Annotated in this window: 22 protein-coding genes; 7 read left to right on the top strand and 15 right to left on the bottom strand. The window is 32.2% G+C overall.

Features of this window, described 5'->3' with window-relative positions; translation table 11 throughout:
- Positions 1–17: 17 nt before the first annotated feature.
- From FcAc13_RS06705 to FcAc13_RS06635, 15 genes are all read right to left on the bottom strand, one after another.
- Positions 18–806, bottom strand: a complete 789-nt coding sequence (locus tag FcAc13_RS06705; RefSeq protein WP_187755437.1) for a TadE/TadG family type IV pilus assembly protein — start codon at positions 804–806, stop codon at positions 18–20.
- Between the two features lie 17 nt (positions 807–823).
- Positions 824–1,303 (bottom strand): TadE/TadG family type IV pilus assembly protein, encoded by a 480-nt coding sequence (locus tag FcAc13_RS06700; protein ID WP_187755436.1) that lies wholly within the window; start codon positions 1,301–1,303, stop codon positions 824–826.
- Between the two features lie 22 nt (positions 1,304–1,325).
- A complete protein-coding gene (locus tag FcAc13_RS06695) occupies positions 1,326–2,495 on the bottom strand; it encodes a hypothetical protein (RefSeq protein ID WP_187755435.1) in 1,170 nt (389 codons plus the stop codon).
- A 17-nt stretch (positions 2,496–2,512) separates the two neighbouring features.
- Positions 2,513–3,952, bottom strand: coding sequence for a type II and III secretion system protein family protein (locus tag FcAc13_RS06690; RefSeq protein WP_187755434.1), 1,440 nt, complete (start codon positions 3,950–3,952; stop codon positions 2,513–2,515).
- A 1-nt stretch (position 3,953) separates the two neighbouring features.
- A complete protein-coding gene (locus FcAc13_RS06685; protein WP_187755433.1) occupies positions 3,954–4,820 on the bottom strand; it encodes an SAF domain-containing protein in 867 nt (288 codons plus the stop codon).
- A gap of 62 nt (positions 4,821–4,882) precedes the next feature.
- On the bottom strand, positions 4,883–6,103 hold the full coding sequence (locus FcAc13_RS06680) for a tetratricopeptide repeat protein (RefSeq protein ID WP_187755432.1): 1,221 nt from the start codon (positions 6,101–6,103) through the stop codon (positions 4,883–4,885).
- An 86-nt stretch (positions 6,104–6,189) separates the two neighbouring features.
- Positions 6,190–7,041, bottom strand: coding sequence for a type II secretion system F family protein (locus tag FcAc13_RS06675; RefSeq protein ID WP_187755431.1), 852 nt, complete (start codon positions 7,039–7,041; stop codon positions 6,190–6,192).
- A gap of 15 nt (positions 7,042–7,056) precedes the next feature.
- A complete protein-coding gene (locus FcAc13_RS06670; protein ID WP_187755430.1) occupies positions 7,057–7,986 on the bottom strand; it encodes a type II secretion system F family protein in 930 nt (309 codons plus the stop codon).
- Positions 7,983–9,290, bottom strand: coding sequence for a TadA family conjugal transfer-associated ATPase (locus FcAc13_RS06665; protein ID WP_187755429.1), 1,308 nt, complete (start codon positions 9,288–9,290; stop codon positions 7,983–7,985). The genes FcAc13_RS06670 and FcAc13_RS06665 overlap by 4 nt, the downstream gene beginning before the upstream one ends.
- Positions 9,291–9,545: 255 nt before the next feature.
- A complete protein-coding gene (locus FcAc13_RS06660) occupies positions 9,546–9,761 on the bottom strand; it encodes a Flp family type IVb pilin (RefSeq protein WP_187755428.1) in 216 nt (71 codons plus the stop codon).
- Between the two features lie 318 nt (positions 9,762–10,079).
- Entirely contained in the window at positions 10,080–10,337 is a 258-nt protein-coding gene (locus FcAc13_RS06655) for a Flp family type IVb pilin (RefSeq protein WP_187755427.1), read from the bottom strand.
- 413 nt (positions 10,338–10,750) lie between these two features.
- Positions 10,751–11,083, bottom strand: a complete 333-nt coding sequence (locus tag FcAc13_RS06650) for a DMT family transporter (RefSeq protein WP_187755426.1) — start codon at positions 11,081–11,083, stop codon at positions 10,751–10,753.
- Between the two features lie 140 nt (positions 11,084–11,223).
- Positions 11,224–12,183 (bottom strand): tRNA dihydrouridine(16) synthase DusC, encoded by a 960-nt coding sequence (gene dusC / locus FcAc13_RS06645; RefSeq protein WP_187755503.1) that lies wholly within the window; start codon positions 12,181–12,183, stop codon positions 11,224–11,226.
- A complete protein-coding gene (locus FcAc13_RS06640) occupies positions 12,173–12,928 on the bottom strand; it encodes a molybdopterin-synthase adenylyltransferase MoeB (RefSeq protein WP_187755425.1) in 756 nt (251 codons plus the stop codon). The genes dusC and FcAc13_RS06640 overlap by 11 nt, the downstream gene beginning before the upstream one ends.
- A gap of 437 nt (positions 12,929–13,365) precedes the next feature.
- Positions 13,366–13,911, bottom strand: coding sequence for a cysteine hydrolase family protein (locus FcAc13_RS06635; RefSeq protein WP_187755502.1), 546 nt, complete (start codon positions 13,909–13,911; stop codon positions 13,366–13,368).
- Between the two features lie 269 nt (positions 13,912–14,180).
- On the opposite strand from FcAc13_RS06635, the gene aspS reads away from it, so the two are divergent.
- From aspS to ruvB, 7 genes are all read left to right on the top strand, one after another.
- The gene (aspS, locus tag FcAc13_RS06630; RefSeq protein WP_187755424.1) at positions 14,181–15,941 is read left to right on the top strand and encodes an aspartate--tRNA ligase; all 1,761 of its coding nucleotides are present in this window, start codon (positions 14,181–14,183) and stop codon (positions 15,939–15,941) included.
- A 54-nt stretch (positions 15,942–15,995) separates the two neighbouring features.
- Positions 15,996–16,448 (top strand): dihydroneopterin triphosphate diphosphatase, encoded by a 453-nt coding sequence (gene nudB / locus FcAc13_RS06625; RefSeq protein ID WP_187755423.1) that lies wholly within the window; start codon positions 15,996–15,998, stop codon positions 16,446–16,448.
- Positions 16,449–16,627: 179 nt separating this feature from the next.
- Entirely contained in the window at positions 16,628–17,902 is a 1,275-nt protein-coding gene (gene agp / locus FcAc13_RS06620) for a bifunctional glucose-1-phosphatase/inositol phosphatase (RefSeq protein WP_187755422.1), read from the top strand.
- Between the two features lie 268 nt (positions 17,903–18,170).
- On the top strand, positions 18,171–18,914 hold the full coding sequence (locus FcAc13_RS06615; protein WP_187755421.1) for a YebC/PmpR family DNA-binding transcriptional regulator: 744 nt from the start codon (positions 18,171–18,173) through the stop codon (positions 18,912–18,914).
- A complete protein-coding gene (gene ruvC / locus FcAc13_RS06610) occupies positions 18,914–19,396 on the top strand; it encodes a crossover junction endodeoxyribonuclease RuvC (RefSeq protein ID WP_187755420.1) in 483 nt (160 codons plus the stop codon). Before FcAc13_RS06615 ends, ruvC begins: the two co-directional genes overlap by 1 nt.
- Before the next feature lie 167 nt (positions 19,397–19,563).
- Entirely contained in the window at positions 19,564–20,184 is a 621-nt protein-coding gene (ruvA, locus tag FcAc13_RS06605) for a Holliday junction branch migration protein RuvA (RefSeq protein WP_187755419.1), read from the top strand.
- A gap of 47 nt (positions 20,185–20,231) precedes the next feature.
- On the top strand, positions 20,232–21,242 hold the full coding sequence (gene ruvB / locus FcAc13_RS06600; RefSeq protein ID WP_187755418.1) for a Holliday junction branch migration DNA helicase RuvB: 1,011 nt from the start codon (positions 20,232–20,234) through the stop codon (positions 21,240–21,242).
- Positions 21,243–21,813: the final 571 nt, after the last annotated feature.

Below are 21,813 nucleotides of genomic sequence, written 5' to 3'. Positions count from 1 at the left end.
AATGACCTTCTTAATTATCATTGATGATAAGAGGGGCGGTAAATATATATTGGGCAACCCTCACGCGCATCACTTAAATCATTACAACGGGAAATGACAGTTGTTTCGCTACATAAGTTAGGGAGCAATCTATTATTTTTATTTTGCCTGTTATTAAATTTTAAAAATAAGCTTTCGTCATTGTTAATACACATACTCACTCTATATAATGGTATGTATCGACCATAGAGTGGTTGTAAATCAGCAGCTTGGTCTTTAGTTCTAAATACTCTTTTCACAAAAGGAGCAAGTTTAGTATAGTCTTTATTTCCTATGGAAGTCTCAGCCATATTAGGGCGATTTTTAAGATATTCCTTAATGTCATTATTACACGCGCTATAAGTACATGACGAAAAGCTTATTGTTTTGAGCTGGTTAGAATTATATATAATTAAAGGTTGATTTTGATCCTGCTTTATAAATAAAGCATCAATTCTAATTGAAACATCTTTGTTTAACAACTTCTTAGCTAATGCTTGCGCTTCTTTAACTTGATCAACGGTAAATAATTCATAACTTTTAAATTGCTCATAAGTGCTGCTACGATCACTTATTGTATCGTCTATCTTAGGGTACAAAGCGGATCGTTCTCGAAATAATGAAGCAACTGTATAGTTAGTTCGTTCTAAATTATCTTGCAAAGTAACAGTATTATAAATATCATAAACGACACACAATATCATTACAAACACGAAAAAAACGCCTGCAAATTCAATCGAAATAACACCCTTACGATTTTTTATAAATTTTATAATATTAGTTATCATGATCTTATAGCCTATGATTAAGAATGAAATTCACGATAAACTATAGTTCTTCTTGTTACAGAAGAATCAGCTAATCTTGTGAATGCTGAAGCAAAAAGAGGGTTATATTTATAAGATACATAGTAATAGATGATTTTACTATCTCCTTTTAATGAACCGCTACATTGCTCATTAATAACTTCTTGAGTGTTTTTACAATATTTAACGATAACATTTAAGCTATTTTTATCAGTAACTATTCCCCATAAAGATAATTCATTTTTTAATTCTTCAGAAAAAATATCAGCATAGCCGCTGGAGTTTTTAATTACATCTTCTGATAATGATACTCTTCGTGCTATTTCCGAAGATACAAGATTGAGCGATGAAGCAATAAACATTAATCGACTCATTTCCAATACAAAAATAAATAATAAAATTAAAAGGGGGAAAACTAAAGCAAACTCTATTGATATCACCCCTTTTTTTTGTTTTATTAATCTAGCTAAGATGCACATAATTATGTTTTCCTGTTATAAATCATTTTTTCTTTTTCTTAGCAAGAACAGAGAAAAATGAACGATGTGGTTGAGTGGAATCTTTTTCAATTCCCATGACGGCAGTCGAAATTACGTCAATTTCTGATGAATTATACGCCTTCTTAAATTTTTCATTACTAGAAATATAATTACGTCTAAAATTAATTGTTTTTCCAAGAAACTCTTCGATATCACTATCTTGCAATGAGGAAGTTTTATCAATAGGTTGATTATCATTTACACAAAATAAAAAGCGTTTATTAAGGATCAATTTATTTTTTTGACCAATCCGATTAATTTCTTCAAGTGCATTTTTAGCAATTTTTATTGTATAAGGATCACGATTTATAACGAAAATGACAATATTAGATAAGTTAACAATACTTTCAAAATGTTTCATTGTAGAGTGTAAACCAATGTTCTGATCAAATATTGTAATGTTAAATGAAGTAGTATCAAGGAAATCATATTTACCGACTTCATCATCCTGTTCAATTTTCACTCGAAGAAATTCATTTATTTCTGTAACTGAGCCTTCTTTATCTATTGGTGTTTCAAGGATAAAATCAGCGTTTCGACTCGTTGAAGCTCCTTGAATATACAAAATAGGGAATTTTGTTGACTGGCTAATATTTTTCAAAATATGGACAATTAGTGATGATGTACCAATACCCCCTTTACATCCAAAGAAAGTAACTACACTACCAATTCTTTTACTGGTATTTTCTTTAGATTCACTACGCATATAAAGAATGTTAGATATTCGATCTAGCTGACTATTTTCTAATAGAAAATGAATTCCTTTTTTTGATAACGCTTCAGCAAATGAAATCGAATCATTATTACCAACTAAAATTGTACTAGCTTTGATCGGTATAAAACGATTTATTTGAGCTGATATTTTTTCAACATCTCCTCTATTATTTATGTCAATAATAAAAACATCAAACTCGCTCCATTTTGGATTTTCATCAATTTCTTCTATTTCTAATGATAAAACTTCGATACTTAATACATTGTATAAATAAAGAATAGAGCGAACATTATCAATAACTGACTGACGTGTACTTATAATTACCACTCTATAAGCAGAAATCTGTCCTTCAACAATATCTTGTTTTATTTCATTATTGGATGATGTTTTTTTATTGTTGCTACTAAAAAGTTGCATGTTACCCTCGATGTTACCTATTCAATAAATCCCATATAATTAACAAATTTTTCACTTTCGTTAGCTAATGGTAAAGTTTGTTTGTGCTGCTTTTCCATATTGTTGTTAACATTAAAAAATAAATTTACAGCCTCAGTTCTTTCAAATATAGGAAGCTCTACATGCTCAAAACTATCCTGTGGGGTTACAATATTGACTGTTGCAAAAACAATTAGTTCCGTTTTACCTCTAGTTACTGCGGTGCTACGTGCTAAGGCACCTAAAATAGGAATATCACCTAGAAATGGTATTTTACTTAGTGCTTCTTCATCCTGCTCAGATATTAATCCAGCAATGACGAAACTATCCCCATCAGCAATATCTATTGTCGAACTTGTTTTACGAGTGCGGAGCGTTGGAACATTGAAATTATTGAATTGATAAGAGCCCGAAACCGAACTAAACTCATCAGCTATAAATAGACGAACACGTTTGTTATTATGTACTTTAGCCCCAACGAGAAGTTTAATACCATACTCTTTATATGATACTTTGGCTGAGCTATCACTATCACCTGAACTTATAACAGGTATTTCACCACCAACTAGAAATGACGCTGTTTCACCAGATAATACGGAAAGATTTGGCTCGGCAAGCACTTTGGCTAATTTATCATTGTTAATTGCGCGAATCGTAGTAATAATATTATGGATATCGAAGCCTTTTTTTAAACCTAATAAAGTAAATTGTCCCAAGGTATTTAACGTAAATGAGCCGGAAGACGTGCTCTCTACAAGATTTGCACCTTGCCATTCAATACCGAGAGAGTTAGTAAAATCTTTACTTACTTCAACAAAAGTTAATTTAACATTAACTTGGGTTTCTTGGATAACTTCAATTTTGTCTACAATATTAAAATATAGTTGTTTATCCAAAAATTCTAAACGTATACCATCACCACCATCTGAACCTTTAGCTCCAACTTGTATTAATTCACCCTTTTCTCCGACTAATGTACCAATAAAATCAAGAATTCTTTTCTTAGTTTCTGTATCAGGTACATTACCACTTACTACATAAGTAAATTTTTCTCCATACATTCCAGATGCATATTGGGTTATGTTAATGTTACTATTAGGGAAATCCCGTTTAACTCGATAAACTACTTGAGATAAAACAGGATCAACAATAAAAGTATCATCTAAAATAATGTTGTCATCATTATCATAGGCTACTAGGCCAGTTAACCCGTTGCTTTTCGCATAAACAATAAGACTTTTTTCACCAATAATCTCATAATTTGCCACAGCGTCTTTAGCTATAAATACTGTACGAATTTTTTCAGGTAAGTTTATTGTTTTACTTTGCCCGGGTTGTAAATAGTGGGTTTGAGATAAAGCTATCTGTGGTAGGAATAATAGCGAAAATAATATAGCCACGCTAAATTTTCGTTTATAATATTTTTTAAAAATTAGCATTTTAGTTTCCTCTTAACCTGGAAATTGGTTTGCGATTAAAGATCTGTTGTTTTGATTCAGGCCAAGTTTTTTCTTTATCTGCTAGAAGGAATAATCCTTTGTCAAAACTTTCGTTGAAGGTACTAGGATATAACATAACAATTGAGTTTGTCATAAGTGTTCTAACTAGCTTTATTTCCTCGTTAGTTAATACTAAATCAATTCTACCCAATCTTTGACTATCGTATGAAGAATTCGTATCAGCATTTTCTATATATAGAATTTTTTTGCCAGCAATAATAGGCTTTATAGTTGTATTAGAAAAATTCCGACTTGGTGAAACCACATTAGCATTATCAATACTTGCTTCAACACCTTGTTTTTCTAATCCATATAATACATATATATCAATAAGATCGCCAATATGTAAGTTCTTCAATAAATATATATCTGCTTTAGCAATTTCGACTGGAAATATGAATTCGCCTTTTTTTAAGGTTAATGTTCGATACTCTTCGCTATAAGGAGACGCTATGAGATTTTTTTGAATTAGCGATTCTTTTTGTATATTATTTTTGGTTGCATAGTTTTCAATTTCCCCTGCATCAAGAACATACTTTGCTTTATCAAATGTATCAATATTAACTTCAATCGTTTTAAAATAATAATCTTTTGCTTTTAAAATCGTATTTGAAGAAATATCTGTCTTAGCAACGGCAACATTAACCATTTCTGTCACTGGTTTTGGCGGCGGAGCCACAATGACTTCAACCTCCCTTGGCTGTGTTGGTGGTTCTACAGGTGGCGAATCTGACGGACTAGTGAAAAGCAGAGCTAAACCTATTAATAACATTATAATATATAAAATAATGAGTTTATTATTTTTCATATCAATCCAAACCTACAGTAAATTTTTATTATCATTTTATCGTTATTTTATTTGTTATTAGATTAGTTTTTTATATAAAAGTCAATTGCTAAACAGTGTCCTATTTTACCTTTACCCATATAAGATATTTTAGGTTCTGAGACATTTTTAACTTGTATATTGATAATTAATGTTTTATCAACGTTATATTGTGCAGTTACATTTGTAAAATTACGATCACTATTTTTTATTTTCTTTATAATTTGATCGGTATTTAATGCAGATAGTTCAATATTTAGTATTTTAATTTGTACTAAATTACCACCTACCATAGTTATATTATATTGTTCACTAGCGAGTTTATTGTTAGTTTCTAAAACGATACGAGAAAATGATGCATGTTCGCCCGAACGAGCAGCCATTAAACGATTTCCTTGTTTATTTAATGGGGCATTAACAGTATTGTTAGAGGCATTACTGGTAGGTTTATCTACTGCTTTGTTCAGAGCATTTTGTTCTCTTTCATACGTTTTTTTCATTTTATCAGCAGTTGGTACCAATTCATTAAAATTAAAATTATTATTTGGCTCTACTTTTTTTAACTCTTCAATCAAAATTGTTGGCTGCTTTGAAATTTTATGTTCAATACAAAATTGCTTAGCAATAGTTAATTTATCTAATTTTACTAATGTAAAGAGAAGATTGTGTAATACTGTTTTATTACGATAACCTTTATTATATAAAATATTCAAATAATTATAAGCAGTTAGATAATCTTTATCCATAATAGAGAGAGTTGCTAAATTATTGAGAACTTTATTTTCATCATAAAATAATTCTCTGGATTTATTAAATGAATAACGAGCTGCATCAAATTGCCCCAACTTAACTTGTACAATTCCTTTCAAATTGTAAGCTTCTCCATTTTTAGGATTATATTGCAATGCTTGTTCTAAATATTTAATGGCTTCTTGATAACGAGGAATTTTAATTTCCGAGAGAACTCGACCATACAGTACCAAAACATTGTCATTTTTTGTTTTAGTAACAATCGGATTTAATACTCGTTCAGCAGAATCATAATCCATCGACAAATAATAAGCTTGAGCAAGTTTGTAACGAGTTTTTTCTGAATCAGAATGCTTTAATTGTGTTTTATAAATTTCAATTAAACCACCGTAATTTTTAGTTGTTTCAAGTATATAAATCTTCTGGTCTTCAGCAAGATCTCTGTTAAAAGAACTATTTTGGCATCCTGTCATAATTACAAGAATCGCAAATATAAATAGATATTTTGCTTTCATAATGCTTCCTATTAGCTAAGATTATTAGGTTACTTAAATTTAAATTATTTTGATTTAAATATACTGATTTATATTTTTTTAATTAACTAGCTCGATTTTAAGTCAAGAATTTTCAAAATGATAGGACCAACAATAACGACTAAAACGGGAGCCATTATAAAACCCATCAAAGGCAAAGTCATCTTAGCCGATAAAGCAGCAATTCTTTCTTCAATTGTAAGCCGTTGTAATTCTCTTATTTCACTTGAGAGATCCAATAAAGCATCATATATCGAATTACCGTAGTTGATATTTCGTTTCAATGTGGTACAAAACATTCTCATTTCTCTACTTGGAACTTCACGATAGATAAGGTCAATTGCTAATTCTATACCATTTACTTCCATCATTAGACAAGCGCGTTCTAAAATAGAAGCGATATCTTTATTAATATTATCTACGCGTTTGCTCAAATAATTAAAACCGTTTTCAACAGTCATGCCTGATTTTACCATAATCGCCATCATGTCAATGATGAGTGGCAAATCTCTAGATATTATTCTTATTCTTTTTGCAGCTTGCATTTTAACGATTTTCTCTGGAACAATAATGACGAGTATAATGGTGATTACGATTATTATAGCGAGTATTTCTTGACTAATTTCAAACAAATCAAATATCGTGTTAGTTAAAAAAACCACACCAAAAATAATTACGGTAGCGTAAACTTTCCATATCTGCTGTTCTTGAAAACGACTTAAAAAATTAATCGTAGCACTATTTTTTGCTACTATCTTTTCAAAAGCGATAGTATTACTATTTTTAGTGATATTTTGAGGCTTAATAACTTCTTCATTTAATAATGCATTTAATGCTTGCTTTTTTTTATAATGTTGGTATTCGCTATATAGTTCTTTTATTGCAAAAAAAATCAAGCAGAATGAAAAAATTATTGACATTATTAATGATCCTATTTAAATAGCTTTGCTAATCATCTTTTTAATGAATAAAATACCAATTACTTCACTAGCTATCACGTAGTAAATAATATATTTCCCCGATTCAGTATGCATAAGATAATTATAAGTTTCTTCTGAAATACCTTTAAGCATAAAGATAAATAATGGTGGCATAGCAGCTAAAATGAGTAACGTCATTCTTAATTCAGCTGTTTTACCATCTCGGATTTTTGCTAAAACAGTATTGCTCGATATCATTTTTGATAATTTATTTAAAATATCTTTCAGTTCCCCTCCACCATCTAAATTGACCATAATGGTTAAAATAAAAAAATAATATTCGGGGAAAGGCAATTGACGGTAGGAATTGAGTAAAACATTTTGTGGATTTTCACCAACATCAAACCGGTTAGAAATTTCTCTCATAACACTACCAACTAGTCCTGATTGTTGATTAGCACATTCTCTGAAAGCGATAGATATAGAGGAACCAGAACTGATTACACCAATCATCGTATTGATAACCTCGGGAAAGTCACTATAGAATTGTTTTCTTACTCTATGTTTTATAACAAATATCATACCCAAAATAGTAAAAAGAGAACTAGTTGGAATAACGATGAAAATATCTAATTCAACATAAAAATTATTTAAAAATAGTCCAACTATATTACCGAGAAAAATTATTATGATTAAATGCATTTTACTTGGTGAATTACTAATCAATAAATCATAATTTTTTTGTATACCTTTTAAGGTAGATTGAATTAAATTTTGCCAAAAAGATCCTTTTAGTTCATCCATTTTACTTTCTAATATAGCGATAGAAGATGGAGTATCAATACTGACCTGTTTGAAAATCTGTAAACGTTCTTGTTTGCGCTTTAATGAAATTAGACTAAGAACTGATGCCAAAGCCAATGCTATTCCAAGTATTATATTCATGATTCTTGATGACCCCCAGCATTTTTCATTACCTCTTCCAATACATCAATTAAATTATAGTATTGAGCACCTTCATAAAGAGCTGAACGCCTTACTAACCCATTACATACGAAATTACCTTGAATTTTTCCATCGACATCTCTCTCATCATCAATTTCAAATTTAAATACATCATGTGTAACGATATTTTCTGATTCAATTCCAATTACTTCGGTAATACTAGTCACTTTACGTTGACCATCAGGTAGCCGAGATACCTGAATAATAAAATTGACAGAAGAACTAATATAGCGTCGAATAGCAGTAATTGGCAGCTCAGATTGCCCCATAATTACCATACTTTCTAAACGTGCTAATGCATCACGAGCTGTATTAGCATGCAGTGTAGACATTGAACCATTATGGCCAGTATTCATAGCTTGAAGCATTTCAAAAGCCTCTTCACCACGACATTCCCCAAGAATGATCCGATCAGGACGCATACGTAGGGCATTGATGAGTAAATTACGCATTGTAACTTGCCCACGGCCATCTTCACCGCCTGCACGTGTTTCTAATCTTACTACATGATCTTGCTGTAAACGTAATTCAGCAGCATCTTCTAAGGTTATGGTTCGCTCATAATCATTAATAAACTGTGATAAAGCATTTAACATGGTTGTTTTACCCGAACCAGTTCCTCCCGATACAATAATATTCATTCGGCATCGTGCTGCGATAACTAAAAAATTAGCCATATGCTCATTTAACGAGCGAAAATTAATCAAATCGGAAAAACTTCGACTACCTTTACCGAACTTACGAATGGAAAGGGAAGCACCATCAATTGCGATAGGTGGAATGACGACATTTAAACGGCTACCATCAGGCATTCGTGAGTCGACTAATGGATGAGCTTCATCAATATTTTTTCCGATTTTATTGACTAAACGTCTCGCAATATCAATTAATTGACGATCATTTATAAAAAACTTACTTGTTTTAACAAGCTTTCCACCACGTTCTACATAGATGCTATATGGACCATTAACGAGAATATCATTGACTGAATCATCATTCATTAAAGAATCTAATGGACCGTAACCAACGATCTCATCACAAATCATGCTAGCTAAGGTATTCGAATCATCAATAGAAATATAAGCTTTCCCAGAAGTCACTATGTCACGAATAATAAAAGAGATCTCACGTGTAACTTTGCTAGGATCACTTTTTAAATCTTCAATAAGGTCTAGATCAAGTGCTTGGAAAACAAGATCTCTTATATTTACCCACTCAATAGGTACTTTGTTTTGTTCGCTCATTTGTTATAATTTCAATGTTAAATTTTTAAATTTATTTGGCAAAGATATAGATCGATTATACAAAAATAAGATATGAATTATTTTAATTATTATAAAGTGAGTTAACTTTAAAAAACGACTTCCTTAATAAAATTATTAAAACACCATAATAGTCCAATAAGAATCCACAAAAATATTTTTAATAAGATTTCTTAATCACAGAAGAACAACTCTATTCAATAAAAATTCAATAACAATTTCGCACTTTAGCTATCTTTACGTAAGCATACGATTAAGAGCTTCTTGCATTGCTGTCCACATGCTACTTTGCATTACTCCAAAACTACCATTACGACTAAAAACTAAAAATACAGTTACAGAAACTCCAGCAATTAAAAAAGCGAATTCAAGAGCTGTAACTCCATCTCGTTTTTTTATGAAAAAAACCACTGCATTTTTTACTTTTAAATAAGAACAATCTAAACCAATCATAATTAATCCTTCTTGTTATAATATAGTATCGAAGAAAGAATTTCTAATAAAAAGCGTTTCACACAGCTTTCTTACATATTTTTAATGTGACTATTAATTAGTTAAATCAATAATAGTATCTATAATTTGTTCAGGCTATCAAATTTTTTGATTAAATAATTGAAATGCTATTTTTCTAATATAGATTATTATTTGCTAAAGTAACACAGTTCAAGTATTATGAAACGGCTTTTCTAAAAAATCACATCTACTAAGATCCTTTTGAATATTCAGAGTAAGTAGATGTGATTTTTCATCCTAATTAACTGTGATTAAGAATTAGCTAGCAGCACCACCAGCACCACCAGAACCAGAAGCCATTAATGTTGTTAATTTGCTTGATAATGAAGAGAATACACCTTTAATTGATGAGCCGAAGCTACCATCCGAGCTGAATACAACTAACACAACAGATGCCACACCAGCTGCAACAATAGCATATTCAAGAGCAGTAACACCATCTTGCTTACGGATGAAATCAGCTGCACGGCTTTTAGTTGTGTAATATGTGGATACTACGTTATTAAATAATTTCATAATTTACTCCTTTCATTATTATGGATAGATATTGTTTTTAATATTATCCTCTTTCATTGTTATTTAAGGTTACTATTATGGATAAAATAGCACACCATTTTAGAATTGTTTAAAAATGCTTAACAAATTCTTGGCACATTATAGCCAACAAAATATTTAGTTTCAATAGAAGTAATCTAATAAATAAGTTAAATGAAGTGATAAAAAACTAATATAATTTGGTTTAATCAAAAAATTCATTATGGTAAATTTTTTTTTTACAAAAAAAACAATTAATTATAAAAAAGTGATGAATTAAAAAATTTTATAGTTAATTTATCTAAGATTTAAAAATAAATTTGATTTAGATGTTGTGGGGGGGGTTGCAAATAATCGTTTATTAACAGCAGCACTTTAATGTTAAATCAATATCATTAATCTATTTTTACGTTAGAAAATAAGTTAATGATTACAACACCGACAATAATTAAACTTAATCCAATGAATGCGGGTAAATCTAAATTTTGTTTAAAAATAAAAATACCAATCAATGTGATACAAATAATTCCTATACCGGACCAAATTGCATAAGCAATCCCGACAGGCATAGTTTTTAGTACTAAGCTTAGAAAGAAAAAGGCAATAAAGTAGGAAGCTATTGCAATAACCGTTTGTAACAGATTAGTAAATTGATTAGATAATTTTAAAAAACTGGTACCAATTATTTCAAAACTAATAGCTAGGAATAGGAAAAAATACGCTTTCAATCTTAACCTTTAAAATTAAATAGTAGAAAATAAAAATATTGATTTTATTATTAATTATATAATATTAATTACCAAAAATGTTAATTTTTATAAAATTTTTTTAGTTCTTAAATAAATCATACTCATTCATAATGATGAGGTTATTTAAAATGTAAAGCCTCTATTATGTCATGTTGTGTATTTAAAGTACGTATTTTTGCCAGTAGTGTTTGCGCTTCGGGATAATGTTGTTTTAAATAACTTAACCACTGCTTGATTCTTGCTGAATGATAAAGTGGTTTATGTTGCAATTGTTTGATGAAAGATTTTTTAGAAGCATATTTTTGTAAAATTAACATGATCTCTTGCCAACTTAAAGGTGTGTCACCAAATCTAATGATATTGGCCAAATTAGGGATAGCTAAGATACCTCGTCCAATCATAATATTATCTGTTTGACTTTGTTCGATACATTTTTGGGCAGAGGCTGCACTTATTATTTCACCGTTGGCGATTACGGGTATATGAAGCCTTTTTTTTATATTACCGATGGTTAGCCAGTCGATTTTATTGGCTTGATAGCCATCATTTTTAGTTCGTCCATGAATCACAATTTCTGTTGCACCTCCTTGCTCTACCGCATCAGCAATTTCAAAACAGTGTGACTTATCGGCAAATCCTAAGCGGATTTTGACTGATAACGGTGCCGTGTAACCAATTTTTTCTCTTACTTGTTTGGTTATCTGATAGATTAATTCCGGTGATTTTAATAAAAATGCACCGCCTTGATTACCAACTACCGATTTAGCTGGACAACCACAATTAATATCAATTCCAAAAGATCCTAATTCAATAGCTAATGCGGCATTTTCAGCCATCAGTGCTGGAATTTGCCCAAGTAATTGAATGCGCACCGGTGTATCAGAGTGAGTTTTACCCCCATGATAAAGTTCTGGGCAAAGTCGGTAAAACGTTTTCTTCGTTAAACGATGATCTGTGACACGCACAAACTCCGTTACACAATAGTCAAATTGGTTAATACTGGTTAATAACTCACGCATTGAATAATCTAAAACACCTTCCATTGGTGCTAGAATGATCTGATTAACTTTATCTATCATATTGGCAAATAGGGCAGTTTGGTTGTTTAACAATCGTCAATTCATTAAATTGCATTGTCATTGCATCAATCATTAGTATGCGACCAATAAGCGGTTCGCCATAATTAGTTAGCACTTTAATGGCTTCAAGTGCTTGGGTTGCACCAATAATTCCGACTAGTGGCGACATAATGCCAGACTCTACACAGGTTAATTGTTCTTCATTGTATAATTGGCTTAAACATTGATAACAAGGTTGGCAATTTTGATAAGTAAAAACACTGATCAAGCCCTCCATTCTAATAGCAGATGCTGAAATAAGTGTTTTTTTTAATTGATGACAACAACGGTTAATTTGCAGACGTGTAGTTAAATTATCACTACAATCAAGGACTATATGATGCTCACTAATGGTGGCTAATAATGCTTCAGAACTTAGCTGATGTTCAATACAATTAATCTTTATTTCTGGTCTGTATTGATGTAAAGCATGTCGAGCAGCATAGACCTTTTTTAGACCTAAAGAAGTTTCAGTATACAAAATTTGCCGAGATAAATTTGATTCACATACTGTATCAAAATCAACTAAAGTCAATTGACCTATACCAGCATTACATAAATATAAAGCAGCATTACAGCCTAAGCCACCAACGCCAATAATCAACGCGGAACAATTTTTCAACATTGTTTGTTTATCAATATCAAATCCCTTTATAGAGATTTGGCGATCATAGCGTAATAATTCTTTATTGCTGAGTGGTAACATGAACTTATTAGTAAAACCTTAATGTAATTATGATAGCATAGAAACGCTTAGATTTTTTCATTGATAATTATTTTTGCGTAAAATTTATTGCTTTAAAAATTTTGTGATTATAACCAAAACATGTATCTATTTATTATTTATCAAATTGTAATAAAATGCGTTTAGCCTCTTTTATCAATAAATGTTAATAATTTACCTAGCGTTTTCAGTAAATTTAATATTTAAATATGTTTACATAAAAATTTGTTACTATTTAATCTTTAACATTAAATACCATTTATTTCCAACAATCACAATAATATCAAATAAAAACAGCAATAAATTGTATGAGGGCATTTGTCTATATTTAGCATCATCATTAACATTAACGCTAAAATAAACATTAGGCTTGGTAAGCACCGAATTTTGTCATTTCAATATTATTTTGTTGCAGTTATTTAAACGAGAGTTGCGCCTAAGGTTTTTTCAAAATGATTCAGTGCCCATTGATGACCATTTTGATCAAAACTAGCCACTGCATTTTTATGAATGACGATTTTATATCCCAAATTATAGGCATCAATAGCAGTATGTAAAACACAAATATCCGTACAAACACCAATTAAGTGTATTTCAGTTATTCTTCTTTCGCGTAGACGTAAATCGAGCTCTGTTCCACAGAATGCCGAATAATAGCGTTTGTTAAGCCATTTTATATTAGGATGTGATTGATGCTTTTCATACAGTTTCTTTAAACCTCCGAAAAGTGTTTGCCCTTTAGTTCCAACAATATTATGTGGAGGAAAAAGGGTATTTTCTGGATGATAACGATCATTTGAATCATGAGCATCAATAGCAAATACAATAAAATTGTTTTGTCTAATAAATGACTCAGTTGTTCTAATCATTGCGGATTCGATTGCTTGACCGGCTAAACCCACTGTTAAAGCGCCATCTTCGGCGATAAAATCATAGGTATAATCAATTGAAATTAATGCTTTCATCATAATTGAGTTATTTTATAAGGATGATAGAGCATATTCATAAATTTCTAATCTGACAACTTTTATTTATTTTTTAAAAGAAATATTTAATGAGAATGATCAAGTTTATTACACTCAATATGTGTTACAGAAGCTGGTAAAATCTAAATCGCATTAAAAATTAACTATTAATAAAATAAATCAGGAATATTTATATTAACAGTCTTTATACAATAAGAAATTGTTTTATAATAGCTAACATTTTTGCATTAGCACACAGGATATATTAAATGAGAACCATCTATTGCGGACAGCTTAACGCCACATATATTAATCAAGAAGTAACATTATGTGGTTGGATAAATAAACGCCGAGATTTCGGTAAAATAATTTTTGTTGATCTACGCGATCGAGAAGGTATTGTACAAGTCTATTTTGATCCAGAGTATGATCAAGCATTTAAACTCGCTGCTGAATTACGTAATGAATTTTGTGTTCAAATAAAAGGTAAAGTGCGCGCAAGGATTGAAGGACAAACCAATCACGATATGGCAACAGGAGAGGTCGAAGTTTTAGCAACGGACCTTATCATTTTTAATCGTAGTGATGTACTACCGTTAGACTTTAACCAAAATAATACTGAAGAACAACGTCTAAAATACCGTTATATTGATTTACGTCGTCCTGAAATGACAAAAATTTTTAAAACTCGTGCAAATATTACTGCTTTTGTACGTGAGTATATGAACGAACATGGTTTTCTGGATATTGAAACACCAATGTTGACTAAAGCTACGCCAGAAGGGGCAAGAGATTATTTGGTACCTAGCCGAATACATAAGGGCGAATTTTATGCTTTACCGCAATCACCTCAAATCTTTAAACAACTATTAATGATGTCAGGATTTGATCGATATTATCAAATTGTAAAATGTTTTCGTGATGAAGACCTACGAGCTGATCGTCAACCTGAATTTACCCAAATTGATGTTGAAACTTCATTTATGACGGCAGAACAAGTCCGGGAAATTATGGAAGCGATGATTCGTGGTCTATGGCATAAATTGGTAAATGTTGATTTAGATCCATTTCCGATAATGACATTTGCAGAAGCAATGCACCGTTTTGGTAGCGATAAACCAGATTTACGTAATCCTCTTGAAATTATCGATATTGCAGATATCGTTAAACATGTTGAGTTTGGTGTATTCTCAACCCCAGCAAATGATCCTAAAGGCCGTGTGGCATTACTTTGTGTACCAAATGGTGCAATATTAACTCGTAAACAATTAGATGAATATACTAAATTAGTAAGTGTTTATGGTGCTAAAGGATTGGCTTGGATTAAAGTTAATGAGCGAGCGAAGGGGTTAGAGGGTGTACAAAGTCCGATCGCCAAATTCTTTACGGCTCAGCAAATGGAAGCTTTATTAGATCGCGCGAAAGCGAATGACGGCGATATTTTATTATTTGGTGCGGATAGCTATAAAGTTGTTTGTGATGCCTTAGGCGCATTAAGATTAAAAATAGGTAAAGATTTACAACTTACTAATGAACTAGCTTGGGCACCTTTATGGGTTGTCGATTTTCCGATGTTTGAGGAAACAGAAGATGGTTTAAGTGCCATGCATCATCCATTTACATCACCAAAAGATTATACGCCTGAACAGTTAAAATCTGATCCGCTTAATGCTGTTGCCAATGCTTATGATATGGTTATTAATGGTTATGAAGTAGGTGGCGGCTCAGTTCGCATTCACCGTAATGAGATGCAACAAGCCGTATTTACCATTTTAGGTATCGATGAACAGCAACAACGTGAGAAATTCGGCTTTTTACTTGATGCCTTAAAATTTGGGACACCACCTCATGCTGGCTTGGCTTTTGGATTAGATCGTTTAACCATGTTATTAGCGGGTACCGATAATATTCGAGATGTCATTGCATTTCCAAAAACGACCGCTGCCGCTTGTTTACTCACTGATGCACCTAGTCCGGCGAATCCAACTGCGTTAGCGGAACTAGGTATCGAAGTTGCCAAAAATTGTTAATAATCTTTTAATTAAAGCGTTAAAATAAATTTAACGCTTTATGGCTATTTTTAAATGAAATATAAAAATCCTGAATCAATTCTTGTTGTAATTTATTGTTCTAAAACGCAACGTTACTTAATGTTACAACGTCAAGATGATCCTAGTTTTTGGCAATCAGTAACTGGGAGTTTGGAAGAGGGAGAAATACCATTTCAAACCGCATTACGAGAAGTTAAAGAAGAAACAGGGATTGATATTATTCTTGCGGGGTTAGTGTTAAAAGATTTACAATATGCCATTGAATTTGAGATTTTTCCCCAATTTAAGCATCGATACGCTCCAAATGTTAATATTAATAAGGAGCATTGGTTTAGTTTAGATCTTCCACAGGAAATCGTTCCCATGCTTACTGAACATTTAGCTTATCGATGGTTACCATTTGCCGAGGCACAACGTTTGACACCATCATGGAATAACCGCCAGGCTTTACAATCTATTGAGCAATCCATTGCTAATCAATTCTAATGTTAATTGAATTGAAATTTCTTAAATGTGATAAATATATCAAAAATTAAATTAATCCTATGTTATAAATTTAAACTATTAATCACGTTAAATACGTATTAATTTTATTGATCAGAATGAGAATAAAATAGCTTTATATTGATAAAGCAAATTAATTAAAATAAGGGCATGAGGATAAGATGAAAATAGGTAGTTGGAAATTTAGAAGTCAGAACCTTTTTATTACAATATCATTACTTTTACCAATTTTAACCGCTGAAGCCGTAGAAGTACCCGACTATACTTTAGAACAAGTGGTTATCTTTAGCCGTCATGGCTTAAGAGCACCATTAGCTACTCCAAGTAGTACATTGGGTCAATTAACCTCTCATCAATGGCCTCTATTGGATACAAAAGCAAGTTATTTAACGACTAAAGGTGGCGTATTAGAAAGTTATTTTGGTCATTATATTCAAGAATGGTTAGTCGATAATCAATTATTAGATGATAAAAAATGTCCTACAGAAAAAGACATTTTCTTTTATGCAAATAGCATGCAACGAACTATTGCTACAGCGCAATATCTAGCATTAGGTGCTTATCCTGGATGTAACGTTTTTGTTTATCATAAAGAAAAAATGAATACTATGGATGCCTTATTTAGCTTAAATATTCGCGATGACAGTGAGCAATTTAAACAACAAGCAATTGCATCAATCAACCAAAATGCAGGTGAAAATGGTATTAACGGGTTAAATCAACGTTTACAATCTATCTATCAAAAAATGGAGCAAATCATTGATTACCAAGGTTCGGTGTCTTGTGAAGGGATTGAGCAATGCCATTTAACTAACCTCGATACAAATATTAGATTAGTTGCTGGTGAAGAACCAGGAATAACGGGTCCTTTACGCATAGGTACATCTCTAGCAGATGCTTTTATACTACAATATTATGAAGGCATACCACTCAAAAAAATTGCTTGGGGTAATATTGATTCAGTTGACGAACTCAAGCAACTTGTTTCGATTAAAGAATATTACAATAGCATTGTTTTTGGAGCGCCAGTTATTGCAAATTATGTTACAAAAAATCTGCTTTCATATATTTATGATAGCTTTGCAGAGTCATCCGTGAGACCAAAAGTAACGGTATTAGTTGGTCATGACTCTAATATTGCTTCACTATTATCCGCATTGCAGGTAAAACCGTATCACTTACCTAATCAATTTGAAACTACGCCAATAGGCGGTAAGCTCTTTTTTGAACGTTGGAAAGATAATCAGACCGGTAAACAACTAATGAAAATTGAATATATCTATCAATCAACCGAACAAATTATCAATATGGCAATATTAAATCGACACAATCCGCCGCAAGTCGTCACACTACAATTAACTGATTGCCCTACCGATCAACAAGGATTTTGTGATTATGAAACCTTTAAGACTCAACTCGAACGTTTAATACAATAATGATATTCATGCTGTTGATTTAATGGACTAAGTTTAACAGTGTTTAAATTGAATTAATTTTAAACATATTTTTGATGTTAAATTTAATAACAAATTCAGTTAGACAATGTTTATATTTCGCTTTATTGGTTGATATCACAATTAATACTAAGCTTTTCAAAAGCAGATTCTTCAGATACTAATTGTAAGAAACAGATATGAATTTATCGAAAAAATATGCTAAAATGCGGCAATTTTTGAAAGAGCAAATTACTTTTGGAGAATTTTTATGGCAGGTCACAGTAAGTGGGCTAATACCAAACACCGTAAAGCGGCACAGGATGCCAAACGTGGTAAAATTTTTACTAAAATTATTCGTGAACTGGTTACCGCTGCAAAAATTGGTGGTGGTGATCCAGCAGCAAACCCGCGTTTACGTGCAGCAATGGATAAAGCATTGTCTAATAATATGACGCGTGATACGATGAATCGAGCTATTGCTCGAGGTGTTGGTGGAGAAGATGATAGCAATATGGAAACTATCATTTATGAAGGATACGGTCCAGCTGGCACAGCAGTTATGGTTGAATGCTTAAGCGATAATCGTAATCGTACTGTTTCTGAAGTTCGTCATGCTTTTACGAAAACTGGTGGTAACTTAGGTACTGATGGTTCAGTATCTTATTTGTTCACTAAAAAAGGTGTTATTTCTTATCCTACCGGTACAGATGAAGATAAAGTCATGGATGCTGCATTAGAAGCTGGAGCTGACGATGTGGTAACTTATGATGATGGTGCAATTGATGTTTTTACCTCGCCAGAATCTTTTGGTGAAGTTAAAGATGCTCTAGATGCCGCTGGTTTAGTATCTGAAGCGGCAGAAGTATCAATGATTCCAGCAACAAAAGTTGATTTAGATGTTGAATCAGCACCTAAGCTATTACGTTTGATAGATATGCTCGAAGACTGTGACGATGTACAAGAAGTTTACCATAATGGTGAAGTTTCTGATGAGGTTGCAGCGACGTTATAATGTCTATCATCTTAGGCATAGATCCTGGTTCCAGATTGACGGGTTACGGGGTAATTCGTCAGGTTGGACGTCAAATTAATTATCTCGGCAGCGGTTGTATCAAAACTGCTGTTGATGATCTACCCACTCGCTTAAAACGTATTTATGCTGGCGTGAGTGAAATTATTTTACAATTTCAACCTGATTATTTTGCCATAGAACAAGTCTTTATGGCTAAAAATGCTGATTCAGCGTTGAAACTTGGTCAAGCACGTGGTTCGGCTATTGTAGCCGCTGTTAATCATGAATTACCCGTATATGAGTATGCGGCAAGATTAGTCAAACAATCTGTTGTCGGTACGGGAGCTGCTGATAAAAAGCAAGTACAGCATATGGTGAAAATGTTGTTAAAATTGCCTGCCTCTCCACAAGCTGATGCTGCTGATGCGCTTGCTATTGCAATTACGCATGCTCATATGATCTATACTTTAATTAAAAAATAACAATCAATCTACTCTTGCTGGCTAAATTGCTTAGCTAATTGCCTGTCAGTTAGAATCAATAATTTTAGATATTTAACTAAGGCTGTTTATTTATACAGTTTCTACTTTATTCTTTCTATGACATAGGTTAAACTGCTAAAAAATTTTACTGAATGATAGGGATTGAAATGATTGGTCGCTTGCGTGGGATTATTATTGATAAACAACCGCCGGAAGTTTTGATTGAAGTTAATGGTGTAGGTTATGAAGTCTCGATGCCAATGACGTGTTTTTATGAGTTACCCGATAATGGGCAAGAAGCGATTATATTAACTCATTTTGTTGTGCGCGAAGATGCTCAGTTACTATATGGTTTTAATAATCAACGAGAACGCGCACTGTTTCGTGAACTCATTAAAGTCAATGGCGTTGGTCCAAAATTAGCATTGGCTATTTTATCGGGTATGTCAGCTTCGCAGTTTGTTGCAGCAGTGGAACAAGGTGAAATTAAAACATTAGTTAAATTGCCTGGCGTAGGTACTAAAACAGCCGAGCGCTTAATTGTTGAAATGAAAGATCGATTAAAACGATTTGACTCAGAATTGCTCAATTATGTTCAGGAACATAATACTGTTAATCATACGATTTCAGATAGCACTCTGCAAAATCAAGTAGAAAACGAAGCAATCTCAGCATTAATAACACTGGGTTATAAACCTCAGGAAGCGAGCAAAATTATCAACAGAGTGTTAAAGCCAGATATGAATTGTGAAACTTTAATTAAAGAAGCACTTAAATCAGCGTTATAATAGATCGCTAAATTTAGCATAGCCAATAAGGGATAAGAGTATAAGTTATGATTGAGGCAGATCGCTTAATATCACCCACAGGTCAAAAAGAAGACGATACGTTAGATCGTGCTATTCGCCCAAAATATTTAGATGAGTACATTGGTCAACCTCATGTTCGTGAACAAATGAAAATCTTTATACAAGCAGCTAAGCATCGTGGTGATGCTTTGGATCATTTATTGATTTTCGGACCACCAGGATTAGGTAAAACGACACTAGCCAACATTGTCGCAAATGAACTCAATGTTAATTTACGTACGACATCGGGCCCGGTACTGGAAAAAGCGGGGGATTTAGCCGCCATGTTAACCAATCTAGAACCTCATGATGTGCTATTTATTGACGAAATTCATCGTTTATCGCCAGTAGTGGAGGAGATTCTATACCCTGCAATGGAAGATTATCAGCTTGACATTATGATTGGAGAAGGTCCTGCCGCACGCTCTATAAAAATCGATTTACCACCTTTTACCTTAATTGGTGCTACAACGCGAGCTGGATCATTAACATCACCATTGCGTGATCGCTTTGGTATTGTACAACGATTGGAATTCTATCAAGTTGCCGATTTAGAGTATATCGTTAGCCGCAGTGCCAAATTTCTAGGTATGGATTTGTCTGCTGAAGGAGCACATCATATCGCTAAACGTTCCAGAGGTACGCCGCGTATCGCTAATCGATTATTAAGGCGTGTCCGTGATTTTGCCGATGTAAAATCAAATGGTATTGTCGATTCAGAAATTGCCACGCGAGCTTTAGATATGTTGGACGTTGATATCGAAGGTTTTGACTTTATGGATCGTAAACTATTGCTGACGATTATTGAAAAATTTATGGGAGGTCCAGTAGGTTTAGATAATTTAGCTGCAGCAATCGGTGAGGAGCGCGAAACTATTGAAGATGTTTTAGAACCTTTTTTGATTCAACAAGGTTATATTCAACGTACACCTCGAGGGCGGATGGCTACTCAACATGCTTATCGACATTTTGGCATTATTTTTGAGGATAAAAAATAATTACTATAAAGTGGTTTTTTTCAAAAATACTGATCACAAAAATTGACCATTCAAGATTAATAAAAATATATAAAAAATTGCCATTTATGAATAATGTTACAGCCAAATCAAATAATAGAAATTTTGTAATATTAAACCCATATTATTGTTGGTTATATAAATAAAGTATATTTAATAGAAGATAATCAACCGACAATGTTAATATATTATAATTGATGGAAAACATAGCAGAGGCTTAATCTAACTATATTGGTATGAAATATGTCAATAAACATGATCAACACTTATAAATAGATCATTCAATCTTATGCTTAGAGCAAAGCTAAAGATATTTATTCAACACTTAATTTTCAATATGCTAAGTTCATCGCTTTTTCTGATATTCAAACAAATTAATGATACATAATAATTCTATTAAATTCATTTCAGTCATGATATAGATCAACTTGATATAATGATTAAGAGGCGGGATATTTAGTGACTGTATAATTAACCTGTATTAAATCTATGAAATTAGGTATTGTTTGCCATAATTAGTTATCATTATAATTATCTCATTGATATTTATTAT

Source organism: Frischella japonica (assembly GCF_014489845.1).
In the GTDB taxonomy this organism is placed as follows: domain Bacteria; phylum Pseudomonadota; class Gammaproteobacteria; order Enterobacterales; family Orbaceae; genus Frischella; species Frischella japonica.
The sequence above is the reverse complement of the archived record's forward strand: the minus strand, read 5'-3'. Positions and strand labels throughout refer to the sequence as shown.